The sequence below is a fragment of the Aliinostoc sp. HNIBRCY26 genome, assembly GCF_050235535.1.
Classification (GTDB): Bacteria; Cyanobacteriota; Cyanobacteriia; order Cyanobacteriales; family Nostocaceae; genus Trichormus.
On the sequence record NZ_CP189852.1, the window covers coordinates 1621169 to 1634325 of the forward strand.

General features: G+C 40.8%; 11 protein-coding genes. 9 read left to right on the top strand and 2 right to left on the bottom strand.

Annotated elements, in window-relative coordinates:
• Positions 1–304: 304 nt before the first annotated feature.
• The gene (gene murG / locus ACQFX9_RS06765) at positions 305–1375 is read right to left on the bottom strand and encodes an undecaprenyldiphospho-muramoylpentapeptide beta-N-acetylglucosaminyltransferase (RefSeq protein ID WP_427161279.1); all 1071 of its coding nucleotides are present in this window, start codon (positions 1373–1375) and stop codon (positions 305–307) included.
• A gap of 84 nt (positions 1376–1459) precedes the next feature.
• Between murG and ACQFX9_RS06770 the strand changes: the two genes are divergently transcribed.
• On the top strand, positions 1460–2290 hold the full coding sequence (locus tag ACQFX9_RS06770; protein WP_427161280.1) for a nuclear transport factor 2 family protein: 831 nt from the start codon (positions 1460–1462) through the stop codon (positions 2288–2290).
• A gap of 302 nt (positions 2291–2592) precedes the next feature.
• Positions 2593–3360: an SDR family oxidoreductase gene (locus ACQFX9_RS06775; RefSeq protein ID WP_427161281.1), complete on the top strand. Its 768-nt coding sequence runs from the start codon at positions 2593–2595 to the stop codon at positions 3358–3360.
• Here the strand turns inward: ACQFX9_RS06775 and ACQFX9_RS06780 are convergent.
• Positions 3345–4889: an FAD-binding oxidoreductase gene (locus ACQFX9_RS06780; RefSeq protein WP_427161282.1), complete on the bottom strand. Its 1545-nt coding sequence runs from the start codon at positions 4887–4889 to the stop codon at positions 3345–3347. The two genes, ACQFX9_RS06775 and ACQFX9_RS06780, sit on opposite strands and share 16 nt — an antisense overlap.
• Positions 4890–5468: 579 nt before the next feature.
• Between ACQFX9_RS06780 and ACQFX9_RS06785 the strand changes: the two genes are divergently transcribed.
• From ACQFX9_RS06785 to ACQFX9_RS06815, 7 genes are all read left to right on the top strand, one after another.
• Entirely contained in the window at positions 5469–6755 is a 1287-nt protein-coding gene (locus ACQFX9_RS06785) for a glycosyltransferase (protein ID WP_427161283.1), read from the top strand.
• A gap of 110 nt (positions 6756–6865) precedes the next feature.
• The gene (locus ACQFX9_RS06790) at positions 6866–7879 is read left to right on the top strand and encodes a glycosyltransferase family 2 protein (RefSeq protein ID WP_427161284.1); all 1014 of its coding nucleotides are present in this window, start codon (positions 6866–6868) and stop codon (positions 7877–7879) included.
• A gap of 324 nt (positions 7880–8203) precedes the next feature.
• A complete protein-coding gene (locus tag ACQFX9_RS06795) occupies positions 8204–9076 on the top strand; it encodes an ABC transporter permease (protein ID WP_427161285.1) in 873 nt (290 codons plus the stop codon).
• 2 nt (positions 9077–9078) lie between these two features.
• Entirely contained in the window at positions 9079–10356 is a 1278-nt protein-coding gene (locus ACQFX9_RS06800) for an ABC transporter ATP-binding protein (protein WP_427161286.1), read from the top strand.
• 15 nt (positions 10357–10371) lie between these two features.
• The gene (locus ACQFX9_RS06805; RefSeq protein WP_427161287.1) at positions 10372–11265 is read left to right on the top strand and encodes a glycosyltransferase family 2 protein; all 894 of its coding nucleotides are present in this window, start codon (positions 10372–10374) and stop codon (positions 11263–11265) included.
• 78 nt (positions 11266–11343) lie between these two features.
• Positions 11344–12306, top strand: coding sequence for a glycosyltransferase (locus ACQFX9_RS06810; protein ID WP_427161288.1), 963 nt, complete (start codon positions 11344–11346; stop codon positions 12304–12306).
• 294 nt (positions 12307–12600) lie between these two features.
• On the top strand, positions 12601–12777 hold the full coding sequence (locus ACQFX9_RS06815) for a hypothetical protein (RefSeq protein WP_427161290.1): 177 nt from the start codon (positions 12601–12603) through the stop codon (positions 12775–12777).
• Positions 12778–13157 lie beyond the last annotated feature (380 nt).

Here is a 13157-nt window from a genome sequence, read left to right on the forward strand (position 1 = left end):
ACTGTTCCCTGTTCCCCGTTCCCTGTTCCCTCCCTCCACTAAAGGACTTTTTCCGCAAGCCCTACGTTGAGCTCATGCCATAGATAGCCGTTTTCCGGTCTCCAGTTGTAATTCCTCGATACGACAACCGCTTTATTGTTCTTGAAATCCAAATAGACGCTGAACTTCTTCTAGGGATAAATTACGAGCATTCAGAATCGTCATAGGTTTTTGTGTAATTGTAGCGATTTTTTTATGCAGAGACACAGTGTGTAAGGAGTTTGAGGTTTTGAAGTCTCAAACTCTTCTTAAAGCCTGTGTATTTTTAGCTTTCTACTACTTCACGCACTAAGGAAGCTAGTTTATCTGCACTATCGGGAACTGCGATCGCTTTCGCATTCTCTGCCATTTTGTTTAACTCGTCTGGTGATTGCAATAAATTTAAAACTTGAGTTTGCAATAGTTCTGCTGTTAACTCTGATTGTTGAAAACTTAAGGCTGCACCAGCTTGAGTAAATACTGCGGAATTATATGATTGATGGTCTTCGGCGGCAAAGGGATAGGGTATTAATATCGCTGGTGTACCACATACAGCTAGTTCTGTTAAACTACCCGCACCGGAACGGCTAATGGCTAAACTTGCACGTTGTAATAGTGCTGCCATGTTGTCGTAAAAAGGTAATTCTATATACTGGGGATGTTTTAATGTTCCCACATCGGGATCGCGATCGCCTGTTAAATGTACGATATAAGCACCAGCATTAAACCAAGCTGGCGCAGATTCGCGCACTAGTTTATTGACTGCGACTGCACCTTGGCTACCACCAAAAACGACGATTACAGGAACATTTTCGGGAATAGCTAAATCTAGTTGGACACTGCTAGTATCTAAGAATTGGGAACGAACAGGAGTACCAACAGTGACATTCTTGGCACGGGGTAAATACTTAGTAGCTACGTCAAATCCTAAAGCTACCACACTACACCAGGGGCCGAAAAACCGTGTTACCTTACCGGGTAAAGCGTTAGATTCATGAAAAACTACAGGTAAACCCAAAGAACGCGCCGCAATTACTGCTGGCCCAGCAATGTATCCGCCAGTGGTAAAAACTCCTTGAAATTTCCCTTGTTTGAGGAGTCGCCTGACTTGGAAAATTGCACTAATCAGTTTACCCAAGGTGAGTAAAGAAGCAATGCTTAACCCTTGCTGAAACCCTTCAACTGCAATAGTATGCAAAGGATACTTTTGCGGAACAAGCTGGGTTTCTAACCGGTTGGGGACACCTAGCCATTCAATCTCATATTCTGGTAATTTATCAGCCAATGCGATCGCCGGAAACAAGTGTCCACCAGTCCCACTGGCAGCTATTAGTAATTTTATGGGTGCGTTTGTCATTCAAACTCTACCATTTAGTGCCTAGCTTAACTAAGATAAAACAATTTCCTCACCTTCTCTACTACAATCAGTAAACTCTTACCCATGAACAAGACAATTTTATTTTTACTAAAACGCCGGAACCGCCTCTCTACGGTTATTGCATTGATTTTGTCTATCTGCTCGTTTGGTATAGTTAATAATTGGCAACACGCACAAGCCGTAGAAATCGCCCAAAGTAATAATACTCAAAATACGCCCGCCGCCGTCACAAATCTTTTGGCGCAAATTGATGCAGCTGCTAGTAAAGGTGATGCTAAAGCGGTATTGCAATATTACAGCCCCAATTTTGTCCATAGCGATGGTTTAACCCGTCAAACAATGGAAAAAGCCTTGGTGACATTTTGGAAACGTCATCCCAATGTCCGCTACAGCACACAAGTACAGTCTTGGAAAGCTGAAGGTAATGCCATCGTCGCCGAAACTGTTACTAATATCTCGGCTTCACCCTCCGCCAGCAACAGCAATTTGGCATTGAACTCTACCATCAGATCCCGTCAGCGCATCGTAGGTGGTGCAATTACACGTCAAGATATTGTCTCGGAACGTACCGTACTCACATCCGGTAACAAGCCGCCCCAAGTGGATGTGAAATTACCCCAGCAAGTCAAAGTCGGACAGCAGTATAATTTTGATGCGATCGTCGAAGAACCTTTAGGAGATGATTTACTCTTAGGTGCAGCCTTAGAAGAACCCATTCAAGCCTCAAACTATCTCAACCCCACAAGTGTAGATTTACAACTACTCAATTCTGGTGGTTTATTTAAAATTGGACGCGCCCCCGCTACCCCCGGTAGTCGCTGGATTTCTGCTGTAATTATGCGTGGTAACGGTATGACGGTAGTTACTCAGCGTTTGCAGGTGGTGAGGAAGTAAGGCAGGGGGGCAGGGGGGCAGGGGGGCAGGGGGCAGGGAGCAGGGGGAGACAAGGAAGACAAGGAAAAAAAACTAATGACTAATGACCTTTTTTGAATTCAAAATGCAAAATTCAAAATTCAAAATGAAGAAGAATTTTTGTGAATTTAATAATTTTGGGTACAAGCCCCCACCACAATCTTTGATTTGGTGGTCTACCCTTCGGGTTGCCGAAGGCTACAATTAGTGGCGGGTTCAAGCCCCCACTAATTGTCTTTAATTTTGAATTTTGAATTTTTAATTTTGAATTGGAGCGAAGCGACTTGACTCTCACCAATCAAATTGTTTTAATTACTGGCGCAAGTAGTGGTATAGGTGCGGCTTGCGCTAGGGTTTTTGCGGCGGCGGGTGCAAGGTTGATTTTGGCGGCGCGGCGGTTGGATAAGTTACAGCAGCTTGGGGAGGGGTTAAATCTTGCGCCTGAGCGAGTTCACTTCCTACAACTAGATGTGCGCGATCGCTTGGCTGTAGAATCAGCTATATCAACCTTACCGCCAGCATGGTCAGATATTGATATTCTCGTTAATAATGCGGGTTTAAGTCGCGGTTTGGATAAGCTGTATGAGGGCGATTTCCAAGACTGGGAAGAAATGATTGATACCAATATTAAGGGTTTATTGTATCTTACCCGTTATGTTGTACCAGGAATGGTGACGCGTGATCGCGGTCATGTGATTAATATCGGTTCTATTGCTGGACATCAAACTTACCCTGGTGGTAATGTCTACTGTTCCACTAAGGCGGCGGTGAAGGCGATTTCTGAAGGTTTAAAACAAGACCTTTTAGGGACGCGCATTCGTGTTACATCTGTTGATCCTGGGATGGTGGAAACAGATTTTAGTAATGTGCGGTTTCACGGGGATGAGGAACGGGCGAAAAAGGTTTACCAAGGCGTTACGCCACTCACAGCCGATGATGTGGCGGATGTGGTCTTTTTTTGTGCAACGCGATCGCCTCATGTCAATATTAATGAAGTGATTATGATGCCCGTAGATCAAGCCAGTGCTACTCTAGTTCACCGTAGAACATAATCACCACCAGAACCAAATTTCCACCCATCTATTAACCGATGCCAGTAATATTGTTGTGGAGTTGGTAAATTTTTCACCGCAGGTTCTAAGATGGGAGTGATGGCATTTAAGGCAGAGTAAATACCTAAATTGCTGTAATGTAACATCCAATCTAATAGGTTAATTAAACCTACCTGCGGCATAATTTTTGCTACTAATACCGGATGATTAATTGCTGTTCTGACTAAGGTTTGTGTCAGGGCAGAAAACTGCACTATATCTTGTAAAAATGGTTTGAGAATCGGCATCCCTAATTGTTGCATTTCTTGGAACACTGCCGATAGTAACTGGTTAATTTGTGCTGGTGGAATTGTTTGATTTACACCCACACTCATGGCTTTTTGGAATAACCAAGTGACACTTAAACTCGGTTGATATGGTTGCAGTTGTGACAAGGCTTTAGCTGAAAGTTGCTCAGTTTGTAGTGCTTCTGCAATACCAATAGTTAATCGCTGCAAATGTCGCACCATTGCACCAAAACCACCAAAACTTAAGGGTGATTGACTACCGCTACTATCTCCCACAGGTAAAATTCGCTGCCAAGGAGTATGTAAGGGACTTTGGCGGTAACTGGGAAAGAACCCAAACAAGGCGCGTTGAAATTGGAGTTCCTGTAATTCTCCGCCTTGATATTCTGGTAATAATCGCAGATATTCCTCAAACAACGCTTCTAAAGTTAAGCGTTGGGGATGAGCATCCAAGTAGGTAAATAGATAAGTTGTTCTCCCGTCTCTGGCAGGGAAAGCTTCCCAAAAATATTGACATTGATTCTGCAAAGAAGTGAAGGAGAGGATTAAATCTCCTGAGTTGTTTTCTGGGAAACCTTGAGCGCAACTTCCCACGACTAAACATAACGCATCGGGTTTTTTTCCTTGGCGCGCTTGTTGGGTTATGGGGGAAAGATGTCCCATTGCATCGAGTAATAATTTACCTTTGTATTGACTGTTAACTATTACCCCGTCTGGATGCACTGCGACTGTATTAAATGGTGTATTTTCTAACAGTTCTCCGCCGACTGCCAGAAATTTACTTTTGAGTGTGGCTAATAAATAAACGGGATCTATGCCAATATTTAAAACGTCTTCTACCCAGATTTCTGCACCATCTTGAAATTTTACCCTAGCGGGATTGTATTCTGTAGCGATCGCCTGCGCTAATTCTTCTGCTGTGAGTAAATTCAACTCCACAAATACTTCCAACTCTTGGCGGGAAATATTCCACTCCTGTTCCCTTCCCCGCAAAATCCCTCTTTCGAGCAACGCCACTCTCAGTCCCCGCACCGCTAAAGCGCAACCAATTAAAATCCCTAAAGTCCCACCACAAATGATGACATCCCAGTCTACATTACCTAATAACTGTTGACTTTCTGTCACTACTATGGGTGATGGTGTAGTATTTTCTCTAATCGATTTGAGGATTTGATCAGCACAACGTAAACCGCCTAAAACATCCCCTGGTAGTTGCGAGAGAATTTCTTCAGTGAGGGACATAAAGATTCACCCTAGTTAATCAAGATTTGTAGTTATAACTTCACTCATCTCTACGACACAGCTACAGGTTTGCGTCAGCGTTTCGCAGGGAATAAATGAGGATGTATGGCAACTATTTTACATTAGTTAATCTCTTCCAGAAGGAAGAGGGAATGGAAAACTAGGAATTACCGTATTTTAGTTGACGTATTAATGTTGACTACCGTAAATAATATTATCCGTGTCTACATCATTGAGAATGATTAATTAGCTAATGGATAAAAATTTTGTGTTTATGAGGTTACATAATTGGCTTTTTTGTCCATTGCAAGCAGAAATATTTTTTCTGGTTTATCAATATCTATTGTGTGAAAAAATGCCATCAAAATATTGTTTGACATGATGAATAATTTCTCTCAATCCGGAAATTAATTATAAAATCTGTCTCCAGAAAGATTATTGATTTTTAAATTGCTGAATGCAACTATTTACTATATGATTATCGGTGTCGTTCAACCCATCAATAAAATAATAGATTCGATTTCAGAGAATTAGACAGCATCACCGTTTCAAGAATCCTCTGAATAGTGAGAGTTTGTTATGAAAATTGCTTTTATAGTCGGTAGTTTCCCAGTAATTTCAGAAACATTTATTATCAATCAAATTATTGGGTTGATAGAGAGGGGAAATACAGTAGATATTTATGGTGTGGAGAATGGCAGTGTAAATGATCAAGCCAAAGTACATCCAGATGTAGAAAAATATCAACTGCGTCAGTTTACTCACAATCAACCAAGCATTCCTCAAAACTACCTATGGCGTTTGCTGAAAGCCATCTGGTTAATCATTATTAATTTGCACAAATCTCCTTTAGTGATTCTGCGATCGCTTAATTTTTGGAGATATGGAAAATTAGCTGCTTCCCTGCGATTACTATATTTAACAGTGCGGCTTTTAGATTCTCCCAGCTACGATATTATTCACTGTCAATTCGGTACATTTGCTTTAATAGCGATGATGTTGCGTGATATTGGCGCAATTAAAGGCAAATTAATCACTTCATTTCGCGGCTACGATATTAGCTTATTTGTCCAGCAAAATGGAGAAGATGTTTATCATTCTCTCTTTGCTCAAGGTGATTTTTTTCTCACCAATTGTGAATATTTTCGCCAAAGAGCCATCAAACTCGGTTGTCACCCCCAAAAAATCATCGTGCATGGTTCAGGAATCGATTGTAGTCGCTTTCCCTTAAAACTGAGATATCCTCATGCAGACGGCAAAATTCGTATCGCGACAACCGGCCGCCTCATTGAGAAAAAAGGTGTAGAATACGGGATTTTGGCTATTGCTCAAGTTAGTAAAATTTATCCTCATATTGAATATAACATCATCGGTGATGGAGAATTAAAAGACAATTTGCAGCAACTCATAGATTCATTACAAATTGCTGATCAAGTGAAAATATTGGGATGGAAAACCCAGCCAGAAATTATTGAAATTTTAAATCACACTGATATTTTTATCGCTCCTAGTGTGACTGCCAAAGATGGAAATCAAGATGCACCCGTTAATACTTTAAAAGAAGCAATGTTAATGGGTTTACCTGTCATTGCTACTACTCACGGCGGGATTCCTGAATTAGTCAAAGATGGGATTTCTGGTTTTCTAGTTCCAGAAAGAGATGCTCAAGCTATTGCTGAGAAATTAACTCACCTAATTGAGCATCCAGAAATTTGGCCAGAAATGGGACAAGTCGGTCGTGCTGATGTGGAAAAAAACTACGATATCCACAAGTTAAATGATGAGCTAGTAAGAATTTATCGCCAAGTTATCAGCAATGATGTTTCAACGCAACAGTTGGGTTTAGTGTTGAGTGCTGAGTGCTGAGTGTTGAGTGTTGAGTTGTGTTAGCGGTAGCGCGGCGTTTAGCCGGTGCTTAAAAAGATTCTACCTTGTCCTCCTTGTCCTCCTTGTCTCCCTTCCAGTCCCCAATCAATATGATCAAATCATCAGAAAATCCCGATGTCACCATTATCGTCTCACCTAGAGAACGTTTTAGCGGCACCATTGAATCTTTAGAAAGCATTTACAAACATACTGATTATCCCTTTGAATTAATCTACATAGATGGCGGTTCTCCACGGCACATCAAAGAATATCTAGCCGCACAAGCACAACAAAAGCAATTCCAACTGATTCGCACAGATCATTATCTTTCCCCCAACCATGCACGCAACTTGGGTTTGCGTCATGTTACCAGCGAATATGTTGTATTCATCGATAATGACGTTGTAGTTACCCCTGGTTGGCTCAAGCCTCTAATTGAATGTGCAGAATCAACCGATGCAACTATAGTTAGTCCTCTGATTTGTCAGGGTACACCTCTGCATACAGAAGTACATTGTGCAGGTGGAGAAACCGGAATTAAGGTGGAGGCTAAAGGCGAAACCACCAGACGACGTATGATTGAAAAGATTTACAAACAAGGTCGTCAAGTTGCAGATGTGCGTCCTCAATTACAACGCCAACAAACTGGACTCGCAGAATTTCACTGCATGATGGTACGCACAGAGATATTCCAAAAAATTGGCTTGTTAGATGAAGGACTACTCAACACCAAAGAACACGTAGACTTGTGTATTTTGGTAACTGAGGCTGGCGGGACAATTTACCTCGAACCAGAATCTCTGATGACTTATGTCACAGGTAAACCCTTAGAAGCATCAGACATCCATTACTATATGTTGCGCTGGAGTGATGCGTGGGAACTAGCCAGCCTCCAACGCCTACGGGAAAAGTGGAATCTCACCGAAGACGAATACTTCCAAAACAAATACAAACGCTTGGGATGGCGGCGAAACATGGCTATTATCAATCCCCTAGTGGGTAAATTGCCTGTTGGTCAATTTGGTTCAAGAGTAGTCAGGAAAATTTTACGCATCCTAGATAAAGCCGCTAACCGCTACATCACCAAACGTTACGCAGCATTACAAAACAGTAGTTTGAGTTAGTAAACACAATTCCTATAACCTTATCCCCCATCGTTTTGATCCCCCCTAACCCCCCTTGAAAAAGGGGGGAACTAGAATCAAAGTTCCTCTTTTTAAGGGGGAAAAATAGAATCAAATTCCCATTTTTAAGAGGAAGAAATAGAATCAAAGTCTCTCTTTTTAAGGGGAAAAATAGAATCAAAGTCCCCCTTTTTAAGGGGAGCCACTGCGTTGGACGGGTTTCCCGGCTTAAAGCAAGTGGCGTGGATTTAGGGGGATCAAACCACATTCTGCACCCAGATATGTTGACACCTTAACCCCATTCCTCAATGTAGGTGAAAAACTTTGAAACAACGAAACAGACAAAGTTCTCAGCTACCACAGAGTATTTATACACCTGAAAGTTTGCTGAGACATCCTCTAATCTTACTGCGACAAATGTGGCGAGACTTGTTAGCGTCTCGTGAATTAGCTTGGCGGTTGATGGTGCGGGATATTAGCGCGCAATATCGACAATCGTTTTTAGGTATTGCTTGGGCTTTCTTACCGCCAATTGTCTTAGCTGCTAGCTTTACCTTAGCCAATACAGCCAAAGTTATTAATGTAGGCGCGACTGATTTACCCTATCCGGCTTATGTCATGTTCAGCACTGCATTATGGCAAACTTTTGTGGAAGCTTTAAATGCTCCAGTGCAGGCGGTGACAGTGGCAAAACCCATGTTAGCCAGAGTAAATTTCCCACGGGAAGCATTAATTTTGGCAAAGATTGGGGAAGTATTTTTTAATTTCGCCATCAAGTTAATTTTAATTGTGGGATTGTTTATTTGGTTTCGGATTCCTGTCAGTTGGACGGTAATTTTAACGCCAGTCCCATTAATTCATTTAGTTTTACTAGGAACATTTATTGGGATTTTATTAGCTCCCTTGGGAGTGTTATATCAAGATGTTTCTAAAGGTTTAACTTTGGTGACGGGGTTTTGGTTGTTCCTCACACCTGTAATTTATCCTGTCCCAACGGAGGGAACATTTGGCTTATTAGTTAGGCTAAATCCTGTCACGCCTTTATTAGTCACAGTGCGAGAATTAGCTACTACAGGTGTGGTGTCAGAACCGTTAGGTTTTTGGTTAGTGAGTACCGTAACTTTTATAGGGTTACTACTAACTTGGGTGGTGTTCCGGTTGGCTATGCCGTTTGTGGTTGAAAGAGTAAGTTCTTAATAATGACTGATTTAATAGAACAAAAAATTTCTGTGCAGCATCATGATGCTGATGTGTTGATTTCAGTTGATCAAGTTTCTAAAAAATTCTGTCGCAATTTAAAGCGATCGCTCTTTTATGGTGTGCAAGATATTGCCACTGAATTATTAGGTGGTAATCGTAAAAGTGACACTTTACGCCCGCAAGAATTTTGGGCAATTAAAGATGTGAGTTTTCAACTCAAACGCGGCGAAGCTGTAGGTTTAGTTGGGTCAAATGGTGCCGGGAAAAGTACCTTACTCCGCATGATTAGCGGTTTAATTAAACCTGACACTGGCTGTATAAAAGTCAAAGGCAGAGTAGCACCTTTAATTGCTTTAGGTGCAGGGTTTAATCCTATCTTGACAGGTAGAGAAAATATTTATGCTAATATGGCAATTCTTGGTTTATCTACTCAACAAATTGCCGAGAGATTTCAAGATGTCATCGATTTTTCTGAAATTGGTAACGCAATTGACGCACCTGTCCAAAGCTATAGTTCGGGGATGGCGGCGCGACTGGGTTTTGCTTGTGCAGTTCATGTAGAACCAGATATTTTATTAATAGATGAAGTGCTAGCGGTGGGTGATATTAAATTTAAAATGAAGTGTCATCGCAAGTTAGCACAACTGCGCGAAAAAGGTACAGCTTTTATTTTAGTTTCCCATAATTCCCATAGCATTCTTAATGTTTGTGATTCCTCGATTTATTTATCTAAAGGTCAATTAATTGCGTCTGGGGAGACGGAAGCAGTAATTCGGAAATATGAAGAGGATTTGTGTTTAAGCGGTACAGAAATTGCATTAGGAAAATTAGTTTTACCAGAAAAACCAGCAACGGAAAGTTTAGGTTTAGATATTACCTCTGTATTTTTTAGGGATGAGCAAGGTAAATTACTAGATGCACCGCTTTCTGGTGAACCTGCTTATTTATGTGTGGAATGTAAATCTTACCAAAAAATAGACCAAGCTAATTTAGGTCTTTTGGTCACAGCTTTATCTGGAGAAAATGGGCTAGTTCAGTATATTACATCTAACTGCGATCGCGAAGACTTAACTATTCTCCCTGGGCAATCAGAAATTCAAATGTATATGCCATACTGCTCCTTTGTTCCTGGTGTATACAGTGCCAAAATTTATATTAGAAGAGGCGTGCAATCTTTCGATATTGTAGAATCTTTTAGATTTACAGTGAAGAGCAACAAAACTATTAGTAGATGTTTATTTTATCAACCCCGCACATGGCAAGTTATTCATCAATAAGTATAGGTATTGCAGATGAATAAACCTCTACTGAGCATAATTATTCCTACCCACAACCGACCCCATTTAGTAACTCAGGCTGTGCAGAGTGCGCTTGAGCAAACTATGGATGATTTTGAGGTAATTGTGGTAGATGATGCTTCCACACAGCCAATAGATTTACCAACTCATCCCAAGTTGCGAGTCATTCGCCTATCACAACCGCATGGTGGCGCGGGAACGCGTAATGTGGGACTAGCAGCAGCTATGGGTTGTTGGGTAACATTTCTCGATGATGACGATCGCCTGCTGCCCCACATGGCAGAATTATCATTAAAGGCGTTATCCTCAACTACTCTCAGCGCACCCGTGGCTGTAATTTCCGGCTTAGAAGAAGTCAACCCCCAAGGCGAGGTTTTAGGAACGCGTTTACCCCCACTACTGCGTCCACGCGGCGCGCATTTTTTCCTCGAAGACCTCGAACCAGGTAAATCCTACAATACCAAGCAAACCCTTGTAGTTGAGCGTGAAGTGCTGCAAAAAATTGGGGGTTGGGATAATAATATGCGATCGCGCGTTCACTCAGAACTGTTTCTCAGACTTAACCCAGTTTGCTCAATTATTGGTCTTCCTATCATTACCTATCAGTTATACAACCACAAAGGGCAAAGAGTTTCACGTAATCCTCAACTGCGCCAAGAAAGCTTTATTCGCCTAGTCAAAAAACATCAAAAACTCTTCCAATCCCATCCCCAAACCTTTGCGAAGTTCGTCTATGAACACGCTCATAAATGTTACGAAATCGGACTAAAACGGGAAGCATTCTCTAATTTATGCTGGGCAATGCAAATAGATCCACTACAAATATTTCCACGCATTGCTGCACAATTCTATCAATCTGGACTGAAATCACACCCTTTTAGATTTTAGATTATGTAATGCTTCAATAGAGAGCTTTTAACAAACGCAATTTCCCCATTCCCTATTCCCCATTCCCCATTGTTCAATATGCCCAAAAAAGCCTCTGTAATCATACCCTGTTTTAATGCTGAAAATTGGTTGAAAGAAGCAATTGATAGCTGCCTACAACAAACCCACTCTAATTTAGAAATTATCGTCATTGATGATGGTTCTACAGATAATTCATTAGAAATCATTAAGAGCTATGACAAACAAATTATTTGGCGGAGTTATCCCCACCAAGGCGGGAATTATGCTCGTAATCGTGGCTTTGATTTAGCTCAAGGCGAATATATTCAATATTTAGACGCAGATGATTATATTTTGCCTGATAAAATAGCAAGACAGATAACCTTTTTAGAAACTACAGGCGCGGATGTTGTGTATGGTGATTGGAGACATCAGCGTCATTTACCTGATGGCAATGTTGTTTTAGAGAAAATAGAAATTTCGGGGAATCAACCAGATATTTTAACTGCTTTGTTGGCTAATTGGTGGGTGGCTTTAGCAGCTTTAATGTACACCAGAAAAGCAGTAGAAAATAGTGCTGGCTGGGATGAAAGCTTACCTGCTGCCCAGGATAGAGATTTTTTCCTCTCTGTTGTCATGAATGGAGCTAAAGTTGTTTATCAACCTGGTTGTTATGCTATTTACAGAAGGTATGGCGCGGTGACTGTTTCTACTACTTCTAAAGAACGTTGGTTAAAAAGTCATCATTTAGTATTGCAAAAGGTGGAACAGCAACTCTCACAAAAAAATCAGCTTTACCCTGCTTATCGTCATGCTTTAGCCACATCATATTTTGAGTTAGCAAGAGAAGCTTTATTTTTCGATTATTCCCAATATTTGAGATTTTTGGAAGCAACATTAATGATGTTTCCAGAATTTCAGGCTAATAGTAAAAGAAAATTCTACAGGATATTGCAAAATATTTTTAGCTTTCGGCAAGCTGAAAGAATTGCGTGTGGTATCTTGTTTGCTCAAAAGTTTGTTAGTTCCCGCTTTGCTTAGATATGATTATTTAACTTTTAAACTGGGTGCAAAAACTCTTTCCTTTGTTGTTTTTTCTGGTTATGTTAGGAATTCGATTTGATTTATGAAACAATCTAAGTAGAAGTAGTAGAAGTAGGGTGTGTTAGGCGTAAGCCGTAACGCACCGAAGGTGTTGGGGAAGGTGCGTTACGCTGTCGCTAACACACCCTACTGGACTACTTATGTGACGTTATTTTGAAGATGTATTTTGGCATCAGTTGTGGCAATGTGGATATAGATACAGACTCATAACCCACAATGTAGGAAATACTAATGAATCGTTCAAAACTAGTAGCAATTATTACGGGTGCGGTTTCTATATTGTTAGCCCTGGCATACCTGATTGTCGTGCAAATATTAGACTATCGTGATATGCAGCCTGCACCCATTGGTCAACTCAACCAGCTATCAACAGTTGTCGGTTTACTCATGACATCTGCTTTTAATTAATGCACTGCTTCTTATTCTCCAGAGACGCTACATTGCTTTTGTTCAGATCCCCGACTTTTTGAAACGTCGGGGATCTGAACAAATCTTTATATTGGTAGTTGTTTATCTATTCATAGACTTAAATCAATGATTTATATTGACTGAAGCTGATACAAATCCATAGACTTTAGTCTATGGTTATACCTGGGAAATCCATTATATAAGAATTAATTAGAGTAGTTATCGTAGATTTATTTTGATAAGTAATTTATTTTTGATCCATATAACGATAAGCTGAGAACAATATTAAGCAAACATAAACTACCTTTATCTACAAATACTTGGTTTGACTGGGAGCAAAGTTAAGTTTGCCCCCATTGTTGTCAATCTGTGCTACAAAT